Source organism: Actinosynnema sp. NPDC053489 (assembly GCF_044544865.1).
Taxonomy (GTDB): Bacteria; Actinomycetota; Actinomycetes; order Mycobacteriales; family Pseudonocardiaceae; genus Actinosynnema.
In genome coordinates this window covers 77006-99905 of record NZ_JBITXT010000006.1, presented here as the reverse complement: position 1 = coordinate 99905, position 22900 = coordinate 77006, and the positions used below count along the sequence as shown (strand labels likewise).

18 protein-coding genes and 1 pseudogene are annotated in these 22900 nt (G+C 73.4%); 9 read left to right on the top strand and 10 right to left on the bottom strand.

The window, feature by feature from the left end; genetic code table 11:
- Nucleotides 1-4: 4 nt before the first annotated feature.
- On the top strand, nt 5-1609 hold the full coding sequence (locus ACIGNX_RS15290) for a hypothetical protein (RefSeq protein ID WP_396540314.1): 1605 nt from the start codon (nt 5-7) through the stop codon (nt 1607-1609).
- On the opposite strand, the gene ACIGNX_RS15285 is transcribed toward ACIGNX_RS15290, so the two are convergent.
- From ACIGNX_RS15285 to ACIGNX_RS15275, 3 genes are all read right to left on the bottom strand, one after another.
- On the bottom strand, nt 1597-3180 hold the full coding sequence (locus ACIGNX_RS15285) for a glycosyltransferase family 87 protein (protein WP_396540312.1): 1584 nt from the start codon (nt 3178-3180) through the stop codon (nt 1597-1599). The two genes, ACIGNX_RS15290 and ACIGNX_RS15285, sit on opposite strands and share 13 nt — an antisense overlap.
- Nucleotides 3181-3308: 128 nt before the next feature.
- On the bottom strand, nt 3309-5975 hold the full coding sequence (locus tag ACIGNX_RS15280; protein WP_396540310.1) for a transglycosylase domain-containing protein: 2667 nt from the start codon (nt 5973-5975) through the stop codon (nt 3309-3311).
- 382 nt (nt 5976-6357) lie between these two features.
- The gene (locus ACIGNX_RS15275) at nt 6358-6762 is read right to left on the bottom strand and encodes a DUF5318 domain-containing protein (protein WP_396540308.1); all 405 of its coding nucleotides are present in this window, start codon (nt 6760-6762) and stop codon (nt 6358-6360) included.
- A 165-nt stretch (nt 6763-6927) separates the two neighbouring features.
- Between ACIGNX_RS15275 and ACIGNX_RS15270 the strand changes: the two genes are divergently transcribed.
- A complete protein-coding gene (locus ACIGNX_RS15270) occupies nt 6928-7473 on the top strand; it encodes a PadR family transcriptional regulator (protein WP_396540306.1) in 546 nt (181 codons plus the stop codon).
- Between the two features lie 43 nt (nt 7474-7516).
- The gene (locus ACIGNX_RS15265; protein WP_396540304.1) at nt 7517-8608 is read left to right on the top strand and encodes an inositol-3-phosphate synthase; all 1092 of its coding nucleotides are present in this window, start codon (nt 7517-7519) and stop codon (nt 8606-8608) included.
- A gap of 83 nt (nt 8609-8691) precedes the next feature.
- Here ACIGNX_RS15265 and ACIGNX_RS15260 read toward each other — a convergent pair whose 3' ends face one another.
- Together ACIGNX_RS15260 and ACIGNX_RS15255 are read right to left on the bottom strand one after the other, a co-directional pair.
- The gene (locus tag ACIGNX_RS15260) at nt 8692-9420 is read right to left on the bottom strand and encodes an SDR family NAD(P)-dependent oxidoreductase (RefSeq protein ID WP_396540302.1); all 729 of its coding nucleotides are present in this window, start codon (nt 9418-9420) and stop codon (nt 8692-8694) included.
- Between the two features lie 11 nt (nt 9421-9431).
- A complete protein-coding gene (locus ACIGNX_RS15255) occupies nt 9432-10073 on the bottom strand; it encodes an HAD family hydrolase (RefSeq protein ID WP_396540300.1) in 642 nt (213 codons plus the stop codon).
- 65 nt (nt 10074-10138) lie between these two features.
- On the opposite strand from ACIGNX_RS15255, the gene ACIGNX_RS15250 reads away from it, so the two are divergent.
- The 4 genes and pseudogenes from ACIGNX_RS15250 to ACIGNX_RS15235 all read left to right on the top strand — a co-directional run bounded on the left by ACIGNX_RS15250 (nt 10139) and on the right by ACIGNX_RS15235 (nt 15004).
- Nucleotides 10139-11302, top strand: coding sequence for an MFS transporter (locus ACIGNX_RS15250; protein ID WP_396540298.1), 1164 nt, complete (start codon nt 10139-10141; stop codon nt 11300-11302).
- Between the two features lie 14 nt (nt 11303-11316).
- Nucleotides 11317-11922: pseudogene (locus tag ACIGNX_RS15245) on the top strand (PhoX family protein); the annotation flags it as partial.
- 163 nt (nt 11923-12085) lie between these two features.
- Nucleotides 12086-14167, top strand: coding sequence for a PhoX family protein (locus tag ACIGNX_RS15240; RefSeq protein ID WP_396540296.1), 2082 nt, complete (start codon nt 12086-12088; stop codon nt 14165-14167).
- 150 nt (nt 14168-14317) lie between these two features.
- A complete protein-coding gene (locus ACIGNX_RS15235) occupies nt 14318-15004 on the top strand; it encodes an SDR family oxidoreductase (protein ID WP_396540294.1) in 687 nt (228 codons plus the stop codon).
- Between the two features lie 3 nt (nt 15005-15007).
- Here the strand turns inward: ACIGNX_RS15235 and ACIGNX_RS15230 are convergent, their stop codons facing one another.
- Nucleotides 15008-16309 (bottom strand): amidohydrolase family protein, encoded by a 1302-nt coding sequence (locus ACIGNX_RS15230; protein WP_396540292.1) that lies wholly within the window; start codon nt 16307-16309, stop codon nt 15008-15010.
- 173 nt (nt 16310-16482) lie between these two features.
- Between ACIGNX_RS15230 and ACIGNX_RS15225 the strand changes: the two genes are divergently transcribed.
- On the top strand, nt 16483-17346 hold the full coding sequence (locus ACIGNX_RS15225; protein WP_396540290.1) for a hypothetical protein: 864 nt from the start codon (nt 16483-16485) through the stop codon (nt 17344-17346).
- A gap of 34 nt (nt 17347-17380) precedes the next feature.
- On the opposite strand, the gene ACIGNX_RS15220 is transcribed toward ACIGNX_RS15225, so the two are convergent.
- From ACIGNX_RS15220 to ACIGNX_RS15205, 4 genes are all read right to left on the bottom strand, one after another.
- The gene (locus tag ACIGNX_RS15220) at nt 17381-18541 is read right to left on the bottom strand and encodes a sensor histidine kinase (RefSeq protein ID WP_396540288.1); all 1161 of its coding nucleotides are present in this window, start codon (nt 18539-18541) and stop codon (nt 17381-17383) included.
- Nucleotides 18542-18813: 272 nt separating this feature from the next.
- Entirely contained in the window at nt 18814-19938 is a 1125-nt protein-coding gene (locus tag ACIGNX_RS15215) for a nitric oxide synthase oxygenase (RefSeq protein WP_396540286.1), read from the bottom strand.
- A gap of 145 nt (nt 19939-20083) precedes the next feature.
- Nucleotides 20084-20725 carry a tRNA (guanosine(46)-N7)-methyltransferase TrmB gene (trmB, locus tag ACIGNX_RS15210; protein ID WP_396541041.1) on the bottom strand — a complete coding sequence of 214 codons (642 nt, stop codon included), beginning with the start codon at nt 20723-20725 and terminating at the stop codon, nt 20084-20086.
- A gap of 92 nt (nt 20726-20817) precedes the next feature.
- A complete protein-coding gene (locus tag ACIGNX_RS15205) occupies nt 20818-21414 on the bottom strand; it encodes a hypothetical protein (protein ID WP_396540284.1) in 597 nt (198 codons plus the stop codon).
- Between the two features lie 232 nt (nt 21415-21646).
- Here ACIGNX_RS15205 and ACIGNX_RS15200 point away from each other — a divergent pair, with 232 nt between their 5' ends.
- The gene (locus ACIGNX_RS15200) at nt 21647-22849 is read left to right on the top strand and encodes a S8 family serine peptidase (protein ID WP_396540282.1); all 1203 of its coding nucleotides are present in this window, start codon (nt 21647-21649) and stop codon (nt 22847-22849) included.
- The last annotated feature ends 51 nt before the right edge of the window (nt 22850-22900 follow it).

Below are 22900 nucleotides of genomic sequence, written 5' to 3'. Positions count from 1 at the left end.
GCCGGTGGACGACCGGGGGTTCACCGTCGAGCGGGTCGTGGCGGACGCGCTCGCCACGTGGGACGGGATGCGGCGGCGGTCCGGCCGGCGGGCGGGTGACGAGCGCTTCCGGGAGTGGTTCTTCGAGGTCGTGCCGGCGGCGCGGTTGGGCGACGACCGGGACACGCACGCGGTGCTGTCGTTCGAGGTCGCGGTCGAGCTGTTCGACCGGGGACGGGTCCACGACGCGTTCGCGGTGCTGCGGTGGCTCGGGCGGCACTTCGCGGCCGCACCCGACGTCGGCACGCGGGTCCGCGCGGTCATGGCGCTGACCGACACCTGCGCCGAGCGGGCGACCGACCGGGAGGCCCGGGACCTGGCGATCGGCGTGCTGCGCGACGTGGTCGGCTCCGTGCACGCACCGGTGGACGTGCCGGTGCAGGACGCGTTGTGCCGGGCGCTGTCCACCGCCGCGCGCCTGAGCGGCGAGGGCGTCGTGCTCGACCGGGCGACGACCCGGCGGCTCGTCTCGCTGTGGCGCGGGCTCGCGGACCGGTGCCGCGGCAGCGCCGACCCCCGGCTGCGCGACTGGCGGGCGCACGCGCTGGGCAACGAGGCGTTGCTGTGGTTGCAGGTCGGCCGCGAGGACCGCGCCCGCCGCGCGTTCGCGGCGATCACCGCCGAGTTCGGCGCGGACCCGCCCGCGCCGGGGTCGGGCATGCCCGGGTCGGACGTGCCCGGGTCGGATGTGCACCGGTGGGTCACCCGCGCGCGGTACGCGCCCACCGTGCTCGACCGGTTCGACGTGGGCGAGGCGGTGCTGCGGCTGGACTACCTCCGGCGGCAGCGGTACTGGGACCGGCGACTCCGGTTCCGAGGGCTGGGCTTGGCCCACTGGCTGCTCGCGGGCGCGCCGCGCAACCGGCTGCGGCTCCTGGCCCGGCGGGCCCGCGAGCGGCACCGCGCGTCCGTCGGCCAGGTGCGGGCCTGGTTGTGCGCCGGCGAGCCGTTCGTGCTGCTGCTGCGCAACTTCGACCTCACCGAGCGGTCGGGCGTCGCCGACCGCTCCCGGCTCGGGGCGGAGGACGAGCCCGACCACGTGCGGGTGATCACGATGACCGCCGGCGCGGCGGCGCTCGCCGAACTGGCCGCCGGGGTGCCGCTGGTCCTGGTCGCCAGCACGACGGCGGGCGAGCTGGAGGTCGTCCCGGACCCGGGCGGGTTCACCGCGCCGGTGCGGCTGTACCTGCCGGACGAGACGTGGTTCGACACCGTCTCGACGCTCGCCGGGGTGGCCGGGCAGGTGGTCGTCTGGGCCGCCGGGCTGAGCGCCGGGCTGGCCCGCGAGCTCGACGCGCTGACCGCACTCCGGCGCACCGACGACACCCTGGTGGTGCTCGAACACCCGGTGGCGCCCTCGCCCGTGCTGCCGGGGACCCCCGGTGAGCCGCTGACCGCGGACCACCCGGCCCTCGCCCCGTTCCCGCACGTCGTCCCGGCGGAGGAGCTGCGGGGCAGGCGCGTGCCCGAGTGCCCGCCGCTGGTCCGCGTCCTCGACCGGCTCGACGCGGTCCGCCAGGAGCCGGTGGAGCGCCGGCTCGCCCGGCTCACCGGGCGTCAGACCGGCTGAACCTCCTCGGTCCGCCGCCGCGTTGCGGCCCGGCGGCCCGACCCGGGCCACCGCAGCGCGAACCGGTCCGGCGCGGCGTCGAACGCGCCGCCGCACGGGTCGTCGTCACCGGCCTGGCGCACCTTGTCCAGGTCCGGCCGGTAAATCTCGCGCACGATCAACGCGCACAGCACCAGCACGGCCACGTCCCGCACCACCACCGCGCCCAGGAACCAGTCGATCGGCAGGCCCTTGTTCTCCACGCCCAGGTAGAAGAACATCCGCGGCGCCCAGACCAGCGCGTCCACCGCCATCCACGCCAGCAGCAGCTTCCACCGCGGCAGCGCGAGCACCGCCAGCGGCACGAGCCACAGCGAGTACTGCGGGCTCCACACCTTGTTCGTCAGCAGGAACGCGGCCACCACGAGGAACGCCAGCTGCGCGAACCGCGGCCGGCGCGGCGCCGACAGGGCCACGAACCCGATCGCCGCGCAGCACACCAGGAACAGCACGGCGCTGACCGTGTTCAGCACCTCCGGCGCCTGGCCCTGCACCAGGCCGGGGTCGAAGCCCCGCCACCCCGTCCACTGCGCGATCACGTTGTACAGCGAGTCCGGGTCGACGCCCCGCTCGGTGTTGAGCCGGAAGAACTCGCGCCAGCCCGCCGGGTAGAGGTAGGCGATCGGCGCGTTCACCACCGCCCACGTCGCCAGCGCCGCGCCCAGCGTGGTGAACCCGGCCCGCAGCCTGCCCGCCCGCCAGCACAGCAGCAGCAACGGCCCGAGCAGGAACAGCGGGTACAGCTTCGCCGCGCCGCCCAACCCCAGCAGCACGCCCGCCAGCACGGGCCTCTTGCGCGCCCACGCGAGCATGCCGGCGGTGGCGAACGCCGTGGCGAGCGTGTCGAAGTTGGTGAACGCGTGCACGATCACCAGCGGCGAGACGGCCACCAGGACCGCGTCGTACGGTCGTCGCCTGGCCAGCTGCGCCACCGCGTACGCGGTCACCAGCCACGCCAGCGCCAGCCACAGCGCGGTGATGTTGAAGTACACGATCACCGTCATGGGGTTGGGCAGCCACCCGGACGCGGCGATCGCCGTCCAGCCCTGCGCCATGCGCGCGTTGAGCAGCTGGAACATGCCCGTCAGCACCGGGTACTCCATGTACCGCACGTGCGCGGTCGGCTTGCCCTCGTCGTCGACCCACGATGTCTTGTAGGGGAACGTGTCCGGCTTGTCCAGCCGCTCCGCCGTGTACAGCGGCACGGTGTCGGAGTAGCACATCGCGGTGAACTGCTTGCTGCCCCGCCAGTCGAGCTGCGCCACGCCGTTGTCGTCCACGTACTGCTGGACGCACGGCGACTTCTGGAACCACGCCAGCGCCAGCGTCACCACGGCGAACAGCAGCACCACCCGCAGCGGCGTCCAGAACCACTGCCGCCCGACCGACGCGTGCCGCCCGACCGGTCCGCCCAGCGGCCTGCTCGCCGTGCGGGCCAGCGGCTCGGTCCAGGTGGGGTTGACCCGCTCGGCGGGCGTGAGCGAGTCGGTGTCGTCGGCGTTCGCCTGCGTGTGCTGCGAGGGGCTGGCCACGGTGACGGATGCTACGGGCACGGGTCAACGGAAGTTGTGAGGTCGTCTCCGCCACCGGCCCGCCCGGAGCGCGAAGAGGGGCCCGGCACCCGGCCGGACCCCTCTCGACGTGCGTGCGACGCGGGGCGTCACCCCGTCGGCGGTCGCACCGGGTCGGGCTCGTTCTGGTCCGTCGTCGTGGGGGTGGTCGGGCACGCCAGGCCCACGCAGGGCCGGGGCGTCTTGGTCGTCGTCGGCGGGTTGTTCGGCCGGGTCGTGGTCGGCTCCGTCGTCGTCGGCCGGGTGCTCTCCTCTTCCTTCTTCGGCGTCGTGGTCGTCGTCGTGGTGGTGACCACGGGCTTCGGGTCGTCGAACTCGTTCAGCCTCGCGGGCTTCGGGAACGGCTCCGCGGGGGTGCCGGCGAGCGCCCGGTCCATGAACTTCTTCCAGATCTGACCCGGCAGGCCGCTGCCGAAGATCGGCCGGTTCTGCGCGTCCTTCAACGCCACGTTGCCCTCGTCGCGGCCGAGCCACACCGACGTCGACAGCGACGGGGTGTAGCCCACCATCCACGCCTTGGAGTTCTGGCTGGCGTCGTCGGGCAGCTCGTGCGTGCCGGTCTTGCCGGCGCACTCGCGGTCCGCGCACGCGATGCGCGAGGTCTTCGGGATCGGCCGCAGCGCCTCGGTGACGTTGTCGGCGATGTCCTGGTTCTTCTTCGGGTCCGGGTCGAACGCCTGGCGCGTCTGGTCGACGTGCTGGTAGACGGCCTTGCCCTCGGCGTTGGTGATCTTCGAGATGAAGAACGGCTCGTGGTAGGTGCCGCGCGCGGCGAACGTGGCGTACGCCGACGCCATGTCGAACGGCCGGACCTGCGCCTCGCCGCCGCCCAGCGCGATGCCGACGTTCGGCGGGCCGCCGTTCTCGTTGACCAGCAGCTTCTTGCTCTGGCCCTGCACCTCGACCGTCTCCGGGATGCCCGCCGCGTGCGCCGCGTCGGCGACCGGCACGGTGCCGACCTCCAGGACCATCTCGTAGAACACCGTGTTCAGCGAGAGCTCCATGGCCTTGCGGATGGGGCACCGCTCGCCGCACTGGTTGTTCGGGTCGGACGCGTTGCGGATCGTGATCGGCCGGTCGCCGACGTTGTTGAACGTCTTCGGCGAGCGGCCGTCGTAGGTCGACCCGAGTCCCTTGCCCGCCTTGAGCGCGGCCACCAGGTCGAACGGCTTGAACGACGAGCCGGCCTCCTGGAGGGTGTTCGTCGCGTAGTCCAGGCCGGTGCCGTCCTCGCCCGCGTAGTACGCCCGGACGGCGCCCGTCTGCGGGTCGATCGCGGTCAGCGACGACTTCAGCTCCTTGGGCTGCGGGCCCATGACCTCGCGCACCGCTTCCTCGGCCGCCTGCTGCTTGGGCGGGTCGATGGTGGTGTGCACGGTCACGCCGACCGACTGCGCCTTCTTCACGTCCCACTCGACCTTGGCCATCTCCTGCAGGACCTGGTCGCGGATGTGCATCCGCGGCCCGCTCAGGCCGGAGTTGTCGGTCTGCTCGATGGGCGTGGGGAACTGCTCCGAGTCGCGGTAGGCCTGGTCGATCCACTTGTACTCGAGCATCTGGTTCATCACGTAGTTCCAGCGCTCTTGCGTGTACGCGGGCTGCTCGGACCGGCTCGGGTTCTGGATCATGCCCGCCAGCAGCGCGGCCTGCGAGTGCGTGAGGTCCTTCAGCTCGTTGAGCCCGAAGTACGCCTTCGCGGCCGTCTTGATGCCGTAGGCGCCCTTGCCGAAGTAGATCGTGTTCAGGTACGCGGTGAGGATGTCCTTCTTGTCCTGCTGCTGGGACATCTTGTACGCGGTGACGGCCTCGGTGAACTTGCGCGTCAGCGTCATGTCGGCCTGGTCGGTGGCCTCCTTGACGTACTGCTGCGTCAGGCCCGAGCCACCGCTCTGCTCGCCCTTGAGCTGGTAGTAGCCCGCGCGGGCGATGGCGGTGAGGTCGAAGCCGACGTTCGTCTCGAACGTCGGGTCCTCCGCGGCGAAGACGGCGTGCTTGATCGTCTCCGGCAGGTCCTCGTACTTGACCATCGTGCGGTTCGCCTCGCCGGGGGCGTACTTGGTCATCTCGGTGTCGTCGGCGTAGAGGATCGTGATGGCCTTGCCCTGGTCGGCCGCCACCGCCTCGGGGTTGGGCACCTCGACGACCTGGTAGGCGATGGCGAACGCGGCGACCGGTGCCAGCAGCATCAGCCCGAGGGCGATGTAGCTGATGCGGCGCACGCGGCGCCAGACCTTCTTGCGGCGCACGACGCGGGCCTCCTCCTCGGTCAGCTCCTCGTCGTACTCGTCGTCGTAGAACGGCTCCAGCTCGACCTCGTCCTCGCGGTGCGTGAGGAGCTCGGGCTCGCGGGGCGCGGTCTGGTAGACGGGCGGGAGCAGGTCCGTCGGCTCCTCGCCGGGGCGCCGCTGCGGGCCGCCGGGCGGACCGCCGGGTCGGCGCGGACCGCCGGGGCCACCGGCCGGGGGGCGTCCGCCGGGCGGCACGGGGCCGCCGCCGGGAGCGCCGGGTCGGCGCTGGCCACCGGGAGGCGTGGGACGGCCGGGCACGCCGCCCGCGGCCGCCTGGGCGTCCTGGGGCGTGCCGGGGCGGCCGGGCACGTGGCCCGCCTGGCCGTCACGGGGAGCGGTGGGGCGTCCGGGCGCGTTGCCCGCCTGGGCGTCCTGGGGCGTGCCGGGGCGTGCGGGCGCGTTGCCGGCCGGGCCGGGCGGGGGTCCGCCGGGCCTGCCGCCGGGGGTGGGGCCGTTCGGCCCGGCCACCCGGCGCGGCGGCGGACCGCCGCGGGGCGCGCCGCCGGGCGGGGGGCCACCCGCCCGCGGGATGCCGCCGGGGGGCGTGCCGGGCCGGGCGGGGCCGCCCGGCGGGGTGCCGTGCCCCTGCCCGGGGCCGTCGACCGGAGAGCGCGCGAAACCACCTGGTGGGGTGTTCGGACGCTCCGGCTGATCCCCGGCGCCGCGGCGCGGCGGGTGGCCGCCGCCGTCCGGGTCCTCCCCGGTCGGCCATTGCGGCTCCGCGCCACGGTGCCTGTCGTCATGCTGGTCGTTCACGAAATGGCCTCCCAGACCGGCGTGCCGGTGCACGCGGTTCGGTGGTCGTACGCCGCTGCTCCAGGCCGGAGCGGCGCCCGCGGTCGGAGCAGGTTCACTCCGCCGCGGTCCTCCTGCGCGGCTTGCGAGCGTTCCGGCCGCGCGTACCCAGGACGTATGACTGCACCAGGTGGTTCCAACTACATGTGCGGCAAACCTCGACCACGTACACGGTGAACTCCTCGTAGAGGGTCGCCATGCGGGCCAGCTCGTCGGTGGTGCGCGCGGACCCGGCCGCGTGCTTGAGCTCGTCGCCGTAGACCCAGGACACGAGGGTCAGCGGTTCCTTGCGGCACACCGGGCAGGTCACATCGCTCGGCCGGCCGTGGAACTTCGCGGCCCGCAGCAGGTACGGGCTCGCGTCGCAGACCTCCATCGTGCCCACTCGGCCCGCGTAGACCTCCGCCAGCAGCGCACGGCGCTGCAGGGCGTAGTCCACGACCTGGCGTTGGGTCGACACGACGACCAGAGTACGTGCCGCTCCGACGGCGACGATGGGCCGTTCAGGGCAGTGGGCCGAAGGCAGGGGTCGCGGTGTGGGAAGCGACACGTCACCACTCAGCGCGGATGTATCGCACCGATATACTGGCCACACCCATCGGCGCTCATCGCGAGGAGGTGCTACGTGCTGGAGTTCGCGGTCCTGGGCCTGCTGCACGAAGCGCCCATGCACGGCTACGAGCTGCGCAAGCGCTTGCACGAGTTGCTGGGGGCGTTCCGCGCGTTCTCCTACGGGACGCTGTACCCCACGTTGCGCAAGTTGCAACGCGGCGGCCTCATCGTCGAGGAAGCGCCCCAGGAGGACTCGGCCCGCTGGGGCCGGCGCGCGCGCAAGGTCTACAAGCTCACCGCGGAGGGCAAGGAGAGGTTCGCCGAACTGCTGGCCAACGCCGGCCCCCAGACGTGGGACGACGACTCGTTCGGCGTCCACCTGGCGTTCTTCTCCCGGACCCCGGCCGAGATCAGGATGCGCATCCTGGAGGGCCGCAGGCGCCGCGTCGAGGAGCGCCGCGAGGGGCTGCGCACCTCGTTATCGGCCACCAGCGAGCGCATCGACCGGTACACCCGGGAGCTGCACCGGCTCGGGCTGGAGAGCACCGAGCGCGAGGTGCGGTGGTTGAACGAGCTGATCGCCCACGAGCAGGCCGAGCAGCGCGAGCGGGATCGATAACCCCCCGAATACGAGCACGGAAGAAACATAAGGAGGACTCGGCATGGGCGACAACCGCCGCACTGTTCGAGTGGCCATTGTCGGGGTCGGCAACTGCGCGGCGTCGCTGGTGCAGGGCGTCCACTACTACCGCGATGCCGACCCGAGCACCCGCGTGCCCGGTCTGATGCACGTCCGGTTCGGCGACTACCACGTCAGCGACATCGAGTTCGTCGCCGCGTTCGACGTGGACGCCAAGAAGGTCGGCACGGACCTGTCCGAGGCCATCGGGGCGAGCGAGAACAACACGATCAAGATCGCCGACGTCCCGCCGCTCGGCGTCGTCGTGCAGCGCGGCCACACCCTCGACGGCCTCGGCCGGTTCTACCGGGAGACCGTCGAGGAGTCCGACGAGCAGCCGGTGGACGTGGCGCAGGCGCTGCGCGAGGCGCGGGCCGACGTGCTGGTGTCCTACCTGCCCGTGGGGTCCGAGGAGGCCGACCGCTTCTACGCGCAGGCCGCGATCGACGCCGGTGTGGCGTTCGTCAACGCGCTGCCGGTGTTCATCGCCTCCGACCCGGAGTGGGCCGAGAAGTTCCGCGCGGCGGGCGTGCCGATCGTCGGCGACGACATCAAGTCGCAGGTCGGCGCCACCATCACGCACCGCGTGCTGGCCAAGCTCTTCGAGGACCGCGGCGTGCAGCTCGACCGCACGATGCAGCTCAACGTGGGCGGGAACATGGACTTCCTGAACATGAAGGAGCTGGAGCGGCTGGAGTCCAAGAAGGTCTCCAAGACGCAGGCGGTGACCTCGCAGGTCGACCGCGACCTCGGCAAGCGCAACGTCCACATCGGCCCGTCCGACTACGTGGCGTGGCTGGACGACCGCAAGTGGGCGTACGTGCGGCTGGAGGGCCGGGCGTTCGGCGACGTGCCGCTGAACCTGGAGTACAAGCTCGAGGTGTGGGACTCGCCGAACTCGGCGGGCATCATCATCGACGCGGTGCGCGCCGCGAAGATCGCCCTGGACCGGGGCATCGGCGGCCCCATCCTGTCGGCGTCGTCGTACTTCATGAAGTCCCCGCCCGTGCAGTACTCGGACTCCGAGGCGCACGAGGCGGTCGAGGCGTTCATCCGCGGCGACGTGGAGCGCTGAGTCCCACCCCACTGGGTCCCACCCCACTGGGTCTTACCCCCGCCGGCCCCCGCACCCGAGGTGCGGGGGCCGGCGCGTCCGGGTCAGCGCTTGGACAGCCGCAGCGACTGCCACGACCCGTCGGCCGTCCACCCGCCGTCGACGGGCAGGGCGACGCCGTTGACGAAGCCGCTGCGCGCCGGGTCGGCCAGGAAGGCGACGGCCTGCGCGATGTCGTCCGGCACCGCGAACCGGCCCATCGGCACGTGGTCGGTGATGTCGGCGTCGCCGTAGTGCCCGCCGGCCTGCGACTCGACGTCCATCTCGGTCTTCACCCAGCCGGGGCACACCGCGTTGACCCGCACCCCGCGCCCGCCCCACTCGACGGCGAGCGTGCGCGTCATCCCGATCAGGCCGTGCTTGGTGGTGTTGTAGGCGGCCCGGTCGGCGACCCCGCGCAGCCCGGCCACGGACGCGATGTTGACCACCGAGCCCGCGCCGCGGGCCAGCATCAACCGGCCGAGCGCCTGCGTGAGCAGGAACGGCCCGGTGAGGTTCACCGCGAGCATCCGGTCCCACTGCTCCACCGACGTGTCCTCGAACGGCACGATCCCCGCGATGCCGGCGTTGTTGACCAGCACGTCGACCCGCTCCCCGACCCGCTCGACCACCCGGCCGACGTCCGCGGGCGAGGACACGTCCCCGACCACGCCGCCCTCCGTCTCCACGAGGTCGAACCCGACCACCTCGTACCCGTCCTCGCGCAGCACCTCGGCGACCCGCGCCCCGATCCCCTGCGCCGCACCCGTGACCACCGCAACTCGTCGCTCCATGGTGGGCAACGCTAGGGCGTCGGCAGCGCCGCGGGCAGGTCCGAGAGCTCGCGCAGGACCGTGACGCGCGCCAGCACGGCCGGGTCCGGCGGGAAGTGCGGGTTCGGGACGGCGTAGACGGTCAGGCCCGCGGCCAGGGCGGCGCGCAGGCCGTTGGTCGAGTCCTCCACCGCGGCGCTGCGGGTCGGGTCGACGCCCAGCCCGGACGTGGCCAGCAGGTACACGTCCGGCGCGGGCTTGCCGGCGCCCGCCTGCTCGCTGGAGACCGCCACCCGGACGACGTCGGTCAGGTCGGTGGCCGCCAGGAACGACTCGATCAGCACCGGCGGCGAGGAGCTGGCGATGGCCACCGGGCAGCGCGCCGCCACCTCGCGCACCACCTCCACCGCGCCGGGCAGCACCGGAGGTCCCCCGGCGTAGCGCTCGGCCATCTCCCCGATCACGCCGGACGCCGCCTCGGCCGGGGTCAGGCGCACGCCCACCTCGGTGACCAGGTAGTTCGCCCATTCGGGTGTGCTCATGCCCTGCATCGCCCTGGTCGCGGCGGGCAACCAGGCGCCGCCGTGCCGGGCGGCGAAGGACCGGCGCACCTCGTCCCAGGTCCGCTCGGAGTCCACCAGCACGCCGTCGAGGTCGAACACCACCGCATCCACACCCGTGACCGTAGTGTGAGTGGTCTTACTTCGCCATGCTAAAGAAAATCGGTTAGGCTGGCTAAGTGAAATTCCTGGACCAACCCCGTCAGGTGTGGGTCACGGCGTTCGCCGCGGTGATCGCGTTCATGGGCATCGGGCTCGTCGACCCCATCCTGCTCTCCATCGCCGAAGGCCTGCACGCCACTCCGTCGCAGGTCACCCTGCTCTTCTCCTCCTACCTGGGCGTCCAGGTGGTGGCCATGCTGTTCACCGGCGTCGCCTCCGCCCGCTTCGGCGCCAAGCGCACCCTCGTCGGCGGCCTGGCCCTGATCGTGCTCGCCACGGCCCTGTGCGCGCTCGCCGGCAGCATCGGCCAGCTCGTCGGCCTGCGCGCCGTCTGGGGCCTGGGCAACGCCTTCTTCATCGCCACCGCGCTGTCGGTCATCGTCGGCGCGGCCACCGGCGGCCAGAAGGGCGCGATCCTGCTCTACGAGGCCGCGCTCGGCCTGGGCCTGTCCGTCGGGCCGCTGCTCGGCGCGCTGCTGGGCAGCATCTCGTGGCGCGGCCCGTTCGTCGGCACGGCCGTGCTGATGGCCGTGGCGCTCGTCCTGTGCTCGGTCTTCCTCGCCAACGACAAGCCCCAGCACGAGATCCGCCTCCTCGACCCGCTGCGCGCGCTGCGCCACCCCGGCCTGCTGCGCACCGCGATCGGCTCCGCCCTCTACACCGCCGCGTTCTTCGCCGTGCTGGCGTGGTCGCCGTTCGTGCTCGAATGGGGCGCGGTGCGGATCGGGCTCGTCTTCTTCGGCTGGGGCGTGTGCGTGGCCGTCTCCAGCGTCTGGCTCGCGCCGCGCCTGGCCGACCGGTTCGGCGACCGCCGCACGACGGTCGTCGCGGTGCTCGCGTTCGCGGTGCTGATGCTCGTCATGGCCGTGCCCAGCAAGCCGCTCCTGGTCGTCGCCGTGATCGTCAGCGGTGTGGTGTCCGGCCTGCTCAACACCCTGTTCACCAGCGCCGCGATGAGCGTGAGCCCCGCGCCGCGCCCGGTCGCCAGCGCTGGCTACAACTTCCTGCGCTGGCTCGGCGGCGCGCTGGCCGCGACGTTCGTCGGCCACCTCGCGCAGCCGTTCGTCGTCGCCGCCGCCTGCTGCGCCCTGGCCGCCGGCCTGCTGACCCTGGGCCGCCGCGCGTCCCGGCACGCCGTGCCGACCGAAGCCATCCTGGTCGGTGAGGACCTCGTGGGTTGACGACGGGTGAACGTCGGCCTACTGCAGTTGGTCCGGACCGACTGCAGGAGGTCTACTGCGCCCTGAGCAACGACGTCGACTGCGGCAAGCCGGGCGAGGAGGGCGCGACCGAGCCGAACCCGCGCCTGAACAACAAGCACGGGCAGGTGCTGGAGCTCACCGAGCGCGGCGGCGACGCCCTGGCCCTCGCGTTCTCCTGGGACCTCATGCTGGTCTGCGGCGACCCCGCGTCGCCGGACACGGACTTCACGGGCTACGACAAGAGCCGCGTGTCCCCCATCTCCAGCGCGGACGACGTGGCGTTCGACCGGCACGGCGACCTGTGGATCTCCAGCGACTCGGCGGGCGCGCTCGGCGGGAACAACGACGGCCTGTACGCGGTGCCGGTGCCCGGGGCGCAGCGCGGCCACCTGAAAGCGTTCCCCACCGTGCCGCGCGGTGCGGAGACGTGCGGGCCGGTGATCGGCGAACGCGTGGTCACGGTGTGCGTGCAGCACCCCGGCGAGGTGGCCGGCGCGAGCGCGGACAACCCGGCCTCGCACTGGCCCGACGACGGCGACTCGCCACCGCGCCCGGCCGTCGTGGCGGTGTGGCGGGACGGGCGGCGCATCGGGCGGTGACCCGGTCGCGGTCCGCACCCGGCCGGCGACGCGTCGTGCGGCCGGGTGGTCCCCTTCCGCCGCCGGTCGAGGTGTTCGCCTCTCGTTCACCTCGAAGTCCGCTGGACGAGGAGTTGCCCTCTTACGGTCGCCCGGTTCCCACTGAGCGATCTCGGAGGTCCGCGTGTCCTCGTCCACCGATCGAGGGCGGCGCCTGCTGCCCCTGCTGCCCAACCACCCGCTCGGACGTTCGGCGATCACCTGCAAGTACCGCTGCGGCGACGCGTGCGCGCACGAAGCGCCCAACACGTCCGACAACGCCTACTTCGGTGACGTCGTCAACGAGGTCGTCCGCCGGCGCGGCCTGCTGAAGGCCGGCGCGGTCCTCGCCGTCGCGGGCGCGGGTGCCGGGTTGGTCGGTGTCGGCACCGCCGCCGCGAAACCCGGCGTCGAGACCGACGCCGACCTCGGTGGCGGCCGCCGCCGCGACGGCCTCAACTTCGCCGCCGTCGCGCCCAACACCGAGGACCGCCTCGTCGCGCCCGAGGGCTACGAGCAGGGCGTCGTGCTGCGCTGGGGCGACCCCGTGGTGCCCGGCGCGCCCGCGTTCGACTTCGACCACCAGACGGCCGAGGCGCAGGCCAAGCAGTTCGGCTTCAACAACGACTTCCTCGGCCTCGTGCCGCTGAACGGCCACGACGAGTGGCTGCTCGTGGCCAACCACGAGTACACGACCGAGGAGTTCCTGTTCAAGAACTGGGACGCCAACAACCCCACCCGCGAGCAGACCGAGATCGCGTGGGCCGCGCACGGCCTGTCCGTCGTGCGCGTCGAGCGGGACCGGCGCAGCGGCAGGCTCGTGCCCAAGCCGGACCGGCGCTACAACCGCCGCATCACCGCGACCACGCCGTTCAAGGTGACCGGTCCCGCGGCGGGTTCGGCGCTGCTCAAGACCTCCGCCGACCCGACCGGCACGAGGGTGCTGGGCACGCTGAACAACTGCGCGGGCGGTGTCACGCCGTGGGGCACGATCCTGTCCGGCGAGGAGAACTTCAACCAGTACTTCGCCAACGCGGGCGCCGTCACCGACCCGGTGGCCAAGGCGCGGCTGGCCCGCTACGGCCTGTCCGGCGCGGCCACCACCCGCAAGTGGGAGCGGTTCGACAAGCGCTTCGACGTCACGCAGGAGCCCAACGAGGTCAACCGGTTCGGCTGGGTCGTCGAGATCGACCCGCTCGACCCGGACTCGACCCCGGTCAAGCACACCGCGCTGGGCCGCTTCAAGCACGAGGGCGCGAACGTCATCATCGCCCGCGACGGCCGCGCGGTCGCGTACATGGGCGACGACGAGCGCTTCGACTACATGTACAAGTTCGTCTCCGATGAGAAGTACAAGCCCGGCAACAGCAAGTTCGCCCGTGAGCACAACAAGAAGCTGCTCGACAAGGGCACGCTGTACGTCGCCAGGTTCACCGGTGACAGCCCCGTCGCCGAGATCGACGGCACGGGCAAGCTGCCCGCCGACGGCGAGTTCGACGGCAGCGGCGAGTGGATCCCGCTGGCGGCGGGCGACCGGTCGTTCGTGCCCGGCTTCACCGCCGAGGAGGTCTACGTCTACACGCGGCTCGCGGCGGACGCCGTCGGCCCGACGAAGATGGACCGCCCCGAGGACGTCGAGCCGAACCCGCGCAACCGCCGGGTGTACGCGGCGCTGACCAACAACACCGACCGCGGCAAGGCGGGCAAGGAGGGCGCGACCGAGCCGAACCCGCGCCTGAACAACAAGCACGGCCACGTGCTGGAGCTGGAGGAGCGCCGGGGCGACAACACCGCCACGGCGTTCTCGTGGAAGCTGCTGCTCGTCTGCGGTGACCCGAACTCGGCCGACACGTACTTCGGCGGCTACGACAAGAGCCAGGTCTCGCCGATCTCGTGCCCGGACAACGTCGCGTTCGACGCGCGGGGCAACCTGTGGATCGCCACCGACGGCAACGCCCTCAAGTCCAACGACGGCCTGTTCGCCGTGCCGGTCGAGGGCCCGTACCGCGGCCGGGTGAAGCAGTTCCTCACCGTGCCGAGGGGCGCGGAGACGTGCGGCCCGGTCGTCGAGGACGACTTCGTGCTGGTGTCCGTGCAGCACCCGGGTGAGATCGACGGCGCGTCGGCGGCCAACCCGCTGTCGCACTGGCCGGACGGCGGCACCTCGCAGCCGCGCCCGTCCGTCGTCGCCGTGTGGAAGAAGGACAAGGGTCGCATCTGCGGCTGACCCGTGTGTCGAACCTCCAGGTCCCGTGTGTCGAACGCCCAGGACCCCCGAGTTCCACGTTCGCGTCCCTTTTGAACGTGGAACTCGGGGGGCGCGAGCGTTCGACACACGGGACCTGAGCGTTCGACACACGGGGGTTAGGGTGCGGGCATGGAACGAGCCGTAGCCCTGGTCACCGGAGCCTCGCGCGGCATCGGCGCGGCCGTCGCCCGCGCCCTCGCGCCGACCCACGAGCTGCTGCTCGGCGGGCGCGACGAGGCCGCCCTGGCGGAGCTGGCCGGCACGCTGCCCGCGGCACGCCCCTGGCCCGTCGAGCTGACCGACCCCGACGCCCTGGCCGCCGCCACCGGGGGCCTCACCCGCCTGGACGTCCTGGTGCACAGCGCGGGCGTCGCCGAACTCGGCCCGCTCGCCGACGTCACCGCGGCCACCTGGCGCCGCACGCTCGACGTCAACGTGGTCGCCGTCGCCGAGCTGACCCGGCTCGCGCTGCCCCTGCTGCGCGCCGCCCGCGGCCACGTCGTGCTGATCAACTCCGGCGCGGGCCTGCGCGCCAACCCCGACTGGGGCGTGTACGCGGCGAGCAAGTTCGCCCTCCGCGCCTACGCCGACGTCCTGCGCGCCGAGGAGCCCGACCTCCGCGTCACGTCCGTCCACCCCGGACGCGTCGACACCGACATGCAGCGGGGCGTCCGCGCCCAGGAGAGCGGCGACTACCAGCCGCACCTCTACCTGACCGCGGACTCCGTGGCCCGAGCCGTCGCCACCGCCGTCACCGCGGCCGACGACGCGCACTTCACCGAGGTCGTCGTCCGACCCCGGCCACGCCTCGGGTGACGGCTACCGCAGCCGGGCCGCCACCTCGCGCACGCCCGCCTGCGCCTCCCGCCGGTCGACGTTCGTCGTCTCGCCGTCGGCCACGACCTGCCTGCCCGCCACCCACACGTCCTTGACCCGGCGCGTGCCCGACGCCCACACCAGGTTCGCCAGCACCTGCTCGTCGGGCGCCTCCAACCCGGTGGCGAACGCCGGGTCGTCCACGTCGACGTGCACCACGTCACCCCACCGGCCCGGCTCCAGCGCGCCGAGGTCGTCCCGGCCCAGCGCCGCCGCACCGCCGCGGGTGGCCAGCAGCAGCGCGTCCGCCGCGCGCATCGCCGTCGCGTCACCCGTCGTCACGCGCGACAGCAGCGCCGCGAGCCTGGCCTCCTCGAACAGGTCGAGGTCGTCGTTGGACGCGGGCCCGTCCGTGCCGAGCCCGACCGCGACGCCCGCGTCCAGGTAGGACCGCAGCGGCGCGATGCCGGACGCCAGCTTGGTGTTCGAGCCGGGGCAGTGCGCGATGCCGACCCCGTGCCGGGCGTAGATGGCGACGTCCTCCGGCGACAGGTGCACGGAGTGCGCCGACAGCACCCGGCCGCCCAGCACGCCCGCCTGCTCCAGCAGCCGCGGCACCGAGCCGTGCGACTCCCGCTGCGCCAGGTCCTCCTCGGGCGACTCGGCCACGTGCACCTGCACGAGCGCGCCCCGCTCGCGCGCCTCGCCGGCGATCTCGCCGAGCGCCTCGGGCGACAGGATGTAGGCCGAGTGCGGCCCGTAGCTCAGCTCGACCCGCTCGTCGGGCCCGAACCGCAGCCCGTCGGCGTCGATCCACCGGGTGATCTCGTCCGTCATGGGGCGCCAGGGCAGCCCCGGCAGGTCCATGATCGCCGCGCCGAACAGCACCCGGGACCCGGCCGCCAGCACCGCGTCCGCGAGCTGCTCGCCGTGGAAGTACATCTCCGCGCTGGTCGTCACGCCGTTGCGCAGCATCTCGACCGCGCCGAGCAGCATGCCGACCCGGATGTCCTCCGGCTTCATCCGCGCCTCGGCCGGCCACATCGCCTCGCGCAGCCAGCGCAGCAGCGGCAGGTCGCCGCCCATGCCGCGCAGCAGCACCATCGGGCTGTGCGCGTGCGCGTTCACCAGGCCGGGCAGCAGGATCCCGGTCAACCGGCGCACCTCGCCGGTGAACTCCGGCGCGTCGGCCGCCGGGCCGACGTGCGCGACCCGGCCGTCGACGACGTCGACCACGGCGTCGCGCAGGACGGTGCAGGCGGGATCGCAGGGCAGGACCACGGGGGCGTGCAGGCGCAGCGACATGCCCTGATCCTGCCGCACCCGAACGAGCGACACACAACGTGGCCGGGCACGCCTCGCGGTGTAACCCGAACAGTGGGTTTGACCTTTTGGGGCGGTGTTCACCCGCAGGTCGGTCGTAATCTCCGAAAAGTTGGGAGAGGTGGTGGTCCCGCTGATCCGGCGAAGGAGTGACGGTGGCTCGTAACGGTGCTAGTGCCCAACCCGTCGAGCGGCGCGGCAGGGGGGAGCCCGCGGCGGCGGTCCTGCGATCGGAGGCGGACTTCGCCGAGCCGGGCCTGTCCCGGGAACGGCGGTGGCTCGCGCTGTTCCTGCTGGTGCACCTGGTGGACGAGCACGGCCGGTTGGGCACCGCGTACCGGCGGGTGCTGCGGCGGGCGGCGCGGAACCCGGAGCACTGGGCGCACGGCCGGTCGCTGGGCTCGGTCCGGGCCGAGGTGACCCGCTGGATCGGCGTGCAGGCGCGGCCGGACAGCGTCCCGCCGTGGGACCGGGTGGTGAGCCTCGTCGACGCCGCCGTGCACCCGGCGAGGGCGCCGCAGGTCCTGGCGACGGCCCGCCACCTGCACCGCCTCGTCACGGGCGAGGCGCCGGACGACCCGCGGCCGCGCTGGCTGGACCCGTCGGTCGACCCCATCACGACCTCGATGATCGGCGGCCCGGAGTGGGCGCGCCGGCACGGCCTGCCGGTGCCCGAGGGCGTCGGGTTCGACGTCGAACCGGAGCCGGACGCGCTGCCGGACCGGGAGTCGAGCGCGTACGAGATGCTGTGGACGGTGGTGCGGGTGCACCGCGACGCGGAGGCGCGCATCGCGGAGCTGGAGCACCAGGTGCGCCAGCTGCACGCCGAGAACGCCAGGCTCACCGGGGACGTCACGAGCTGGCTGGGCGACTACCGGCCGACGATCCCCGACCAGGACCGGGGCCCGCGCGCCCGCCGCCCCGTGGCCGACCGCCACCTCGACCCGGACGACCCGGCGCACGCGTTCACCTACCCGCTGCCCGTCGAACTGCCCGCGTCCCACCCCACCGCGGGATGAACCGGCGCGCGGTGCGGTCGGGCGGTGCGGCCGGTCAGCGGACCACGGGCAGGGTGGCGCGGACCTCCCAGCCGCCGCCCGGCCGGGCACCCGCGCTGAACCGGCCGCCCAGCAGCTCGACCCGCTCCCGCATGCCCACCAACCCGTAGCCGCCGGACCCGCCGACCGGCGCGGCCTTGCGCGCGCGCCCGTCGTCGGCCACCACGACGTGCACCGCACCGTCCGAAACGGACACCGAGACGTCGACCGCGGACGCGCCCTCGGCGTGCTTGCGCGCGTTGGTCAGCGACTCCTGCACCAGCCGCAGCACCGAACGGCCCAACGACGGCGGCACGGACCCGGGCAGGTCGACGTGCAGCCGCACGGGCTGCCCGGACCGCTCCACCACCCCGCGCACGTCGTCGGCCAGGTCGCTGGACGCGGTCGGCGCGTCGGCCTCCGTGCCGCGCAGCGTGCCGACCAGCCGGCGCATCTCGGCCAACGCCTCGTTGCCGCTGCGCACGATGATCGGCAGCGCCTCGCCCGCCGCCGCCGGCACGGCCTGCGCCGCCTGGGCGTGCACGACCATCCCGGTGACGTAGTGCGCGACCACGTCGTGCAGCTCGCGCGCCAGCGCCATGCGCTCGGCGTGCTGCGCCGCCGCCACCTCGGCCCGCACCGCGGTCGAGCGCTCCCGGTCGCGGGCGCGGAAGTACAGCCCGGTGCCCAGCGAGAGCGCCAGCAGCACCGCGCCGCCGACCACCTGCTCCCACGGGCCCGGGCCGGCGTAGGTCTGCGGCCAGTACCGCGACCAGTAGTCCGGCCGCACCACCCCGGTGGCGGCGGACACCGCGACGAGCACGGCGACCGCGACGGCGGCGCGCCCCAGTGGCTCCTGCCGCACGACGACGGCGACGACCGCCATCACCGCCGCGGCCTCGGAGATGACCAGGCCGCCGATCGCGGGCACCACGGGGGCGACGTCCAGCAGCCGCAGCACGACCGAGGTCACGGCCACCGCGGTGGCCGCGGTCAGCGCCGCGTCGAACGGGCGGCGCGGCGCGAGCACGGCCAGCGCGCACACCGCGGCCGTGCCGGGCAGCTGCCACCAGGCGGCCTCGCCGAGCACCTCGCCGCCGAGGAAGAAGAGCAGGGCGCACGCCAGCGGCCACTGGCGGCGCAGGAGGGTCCGCCAACCGAGGTGAGTGCTCTCCACGGGACCTCACCGTAGGTGGTCGTGGTGCGGGGCGCGTCCAACCCCGGTCGGGTGGTCCGTCAACCGCCAGGCTGACCCGAACGCGCACCGAAACACACCAGTGGCCGATGTCGGATGACGAATCCCGGGGTGACTCTGGAGGGGCGAGTCGGGGAACGGGAGGACACCATGTTCGGAGTGGTAGCCACGTGGGCGGGTGCGGTGCTGGGCCTGCTGGTGCTGGTGCTGATGGCGTTGGCGGGCGTGTTGGTCGACTCCCAGCGCTGAGGGGGTCAGCCGCCCTCGGCGCGGCGTCGGAGCAGTTCGGCGAGCCGGCCGGGTTGGTGGGGCCGGGTCGTCTCCTCGGGGGTGGGTGAGAAGCGGGCGGGACCGCCGGCGCGGGCGCGGCGGGCCGCCACCGGGTCGAGCCGGAACGCGGGCCGGTTGCCGGAGTGGCGCTGCCGCGAGCGCAGCCACGACAGCCGGTGCAGCGATTCCGCGTGGTGGTCGGTGATGGTGACCGACGCGAGGTCGAACGAGTGCAGCACGGCCCGGTTCAGCTCGACCACGGCGCGGTCGCGCCACAGCGAGCGCTCCGCGGACGTGTCCAGGCCCAACGCCTCGGCGACGGGCCGGGCGGCGCCGTAGGCGTGCTCGTCGGCGAGGCTCCGGGCGCCGATCTCGGAGCCGACGAACCACGAGTTGAACGGCGCGGCGGGGTAGGTGACGCCGCCGATGACCAGGCGCGTGTTGGTGATCACCGGCACGGCGTGCCAGCGCAGGCCGAGCCGGCCGAACCAGGGCAGCTCGGGGTGCTCCAGCAGCACCTCGTGCACCACGTCCGGCGGCACCGCGAACAGCCGCACGCCCTCGTGCGCGGTCTCGACGACCAGCGGCAGCAGGTCGAAGCGACCGGGCGGCGCGGGCGGGCGCCACCCCATCCCCCGCACGGCGTCGGTGAACCCGCGGTAGCGGCGGTCGCCGGAGCCGTCGGCATGACCGGCGTAGCGGACGAGCTGCTCGTTCCAGATGCACGGCCCGGACGCGGTCGGCGCGTCGGGCGCGAACACCGTCACCAGGGGGCGGATCTCGCCGCCGTTGGTGGCCAGGCGCAGGTGCTCGACGCACTCGGCGGCCACGGCGGCGGCGTTGCGCAGGCCGCGCAGGTCGCGGACCTTGAGCCGCCGCCACGGCACGCCGCTGGTGCACCAGCCGGAGTCGCGCAGCGCGACCCGGGCGCCGTAGGCCAGTTCCTCGGCGGTGTGGCGGTAGGTGCCCGTGTCGGCGATCTCCTCGCGCACCCGGGCCAGCCGGCCGCCGACGGGCCCGGCCTCGGGGTGGGCGACGTGGAACATGCGGAGGAACCCCTCCGCCGCGTCCACGTCGAAGGTGGTCGGTCCGTTGTCCACTGCGGTCACGGACGGCAACCGTAGTTGCGGAGCCGGGTCACCCGTCACTGCCAGACGGGGCACATCGGGTGATCGACAAATCGCACTCGATCCGGTGACGAATCCACGCGGAGTCGTCGCGTCGACCCGGTGGAGCCGGGACTTTATGCCACGGTCAGGTGAGTTCCACCCGCTCGAACATCAGGTCGTGGCTGACCCGGTCCTCCTCGACGGCCCGCTGCTCGAACTTCGTCACCGGGCGCCACGGCGGTCGCGGCGCCCACCCGTCGTGCCGGTTGCGCAGCAGCGGCTCGGCGGAGCACACCTCGAGCATCTGCTCGGCGTACTCCTCCCAGTCCGTGGCCAGGTGCAGCGTGCCGCCGACCCGCAGGCGGGTGGCGACCAGGCGCACGAACTCCGGCTGCACGAGCCTGCGCTTGTGGTGCTTCTTCTTCGGCCACGGGTCGGGGAAGTAGATCCGGACCTCGGCGAGCGCGCCGGGCTCCACGTGCTCGGTGAGCAGGTCGACCGCGTCACCGCGCAGGACCCGCAGGTTGGTCACGTCGAGCGCCTCGGCGCGCAGCAGCAGCTGCGCGAGGCCGGGCTTGTAGACCTCGACGGCGACGTAGTTGACGTCGGGCGCGGCGGCGACGAGCTGCGAGGTGGTCTCGCCCATGCCGGAGCCGATCTCGAGGACCACCGGGGCTTCGCGCCCGAACCACTCGTCGAAGCGCACGGGACCGGCCGGGAGCGCCTTGACCTCCTGGCCCAAGCGCTCCCAGTGGCGGTCCCATGCGCGCTGCTGCCCCACGGTCATCCGTTCGCCGCGTTGCACGTAGCTGACGACGGATCGGTGGTGCGGCGGTCGCTGGTGGCTGGACGTCACGGGCGTACAGCCTAGGTGGTGCGCTAGGCGATGCTCTCCAGGTCCTCGATCTGCTCGCGCAGCTCGGCGGGGGTGAACTCGATGGGTTGGCGCCGACCGGGTCCCCGGTGCGCCGGGAGCAGGTCCACGAACCCGGGGTGCCGGTCGGTGAACTGCACGGTGGTCGGTTCCGCGGGCCCGTACACGCCGCTCTCGGACGGCACGAACTCCCAGTAGCCGACCTCGCCCTCGCTCGCCCACGGGACGAACACCCAACCCGGTCGGCTGCCCAGCAACCGGGTCACCTCGTCCTCCAGGGCGAACGCCTCCGCGCGCGAGGCGATCCTGCCCCGGTCCAGGGCCCTGAGCCACCACGGCGCGGGTGCGTCGGGGCCCACCGCTCGGAACATGGCGAGCACTTGCTGCTCGTCGGCCCGGTGGATCCAGGCCCGACGGCTCTCGGCGGGCGAGTCGGCCAGGCCGACGCCTCCCGCGGCTTCGATGGCGTGGGACCATTCCAACGCCAACAGCGGTTCGACGCGAAGGGTGTGGTCGCGTTGACTGGGCAGGCCCTTGCCGGGCAGCTCGTTCGACCCGGTTGCCGAGTCCTCGGCGTTCAGGTCCGGATCAAGCACCGTCACGGGTTCACCTCCGGGGGGTTCCTTGACGGGGGGTATCCGAATTCGCGTGCGGGCAGGGGCGCCCGCCTCACGATTCGCGCTTTCCATCTGACCCGTTTCAGAAGCTTTTGTCATGGGGCTGTGCCGGAGTTCACGACGTCTTAACGAGAGGCTTACTCCGACTGCCGGAATCCTGAACTGTGAAACACGAACGACATGGAATATCTGTGATGCCGAACACAGGGGGAATTGGGTGACGGGGAGAGCGGCGGTCGTCGCCGTGCTGGTCGCGCTGGCGCTCCCGGGCACGGCCCGGGCGCAGACGATCGAGGAGCAGCAGTGGCACCTGGCCGCCTTGGGCATCCCGGCCGCGCACGCCACCAGTCGCGGTGACGGCGTCGTCGTGGCGGTGGTCGACTCGGGCGTGGACGACACGCGCCCGGACCTCGCGGGCGCGCTGCTGCCGGGCGCCGGGTTCGGCTCCGCGAGCGGCACGGACGGCACCGAGGACAACGACGGACACGGCACGGCCATGGCGACGCTGATCGCCGGCCGGGCCGTCGGCGGTGGCGCGCTCGGTGTGGCACCGGCCGCGAGGATCCTGCCGGTGTCGGTCGGCGCGGACGGCGACAAGTTCACCACCGCGTCCGTCGCCGAGGGCGTGACCTGGGCCGTCGACCAGGGCGCCGACGTGGTCAACCTGTCCCTGACCTCGCTCGCCACGCTCACGCCCGACCTGCTGCGGGCGGTCAACTACGCGTTCGACCACGACGCCGTGGTGGTCGCGGGCACCGGCAACGACGGCGACGAGCACGTGGGCGCGCCCGCCAACATCAAGGGCGTCATCGCGGTGTCCGGCACGATCGAGGGCAACGGGCCGTGGCCGGAGTCGAACACCGGTCCGGAGACCGTGCTGGCCGCGCCCGCGCGCCGCATCGTGACCGCCGTGCCGCCGAAGGTCGTGGACAGCGGCTACGCCGAGGTGGACGGCACGAGCGCGGCGACGGCGCTGGTCTCGGGCGCGGCGGCGCTCGTGCGCGCCCGCTACCCGGAGCTGGACGCGGGCAACGTGGTGAACCGGCTGGTCGCCACCGCGACCGACCTGCTGGCGCCGGGCCGGGACACCGTGACCGGGTTCGGCCTGGTCAACCCGGTCGCCGCGCTGACCGCCGACGTGCCGCGGGTGGAGCACAACCCGCTCGCGCCGCCGCGCGCGCCCTCGTCCGAGCCGGCACCGCCGCCCGCGCCCGGCGACGACCGGGCCGCGCCGCCGACCGGGACCGACGGCGGCACGCGGTTGCTGGTGGCGTTCGGCGGGCTGACCGCGGTGGGCGCGGTGGTGGCCGTGGCGGGCGTCCTGCTGGCCCGGCGGAGTCGAATGAGGCGACCGCACGCGCCGGTCGTCACGGAAATCCCGCCGCCGTCCGACGACTTCTGGCGCGGCGACCGGCACTGACCCGGGTCGCGGCCCGGGAATCCGTTTCCCGGGCCGCGGCGCGAGAACCGG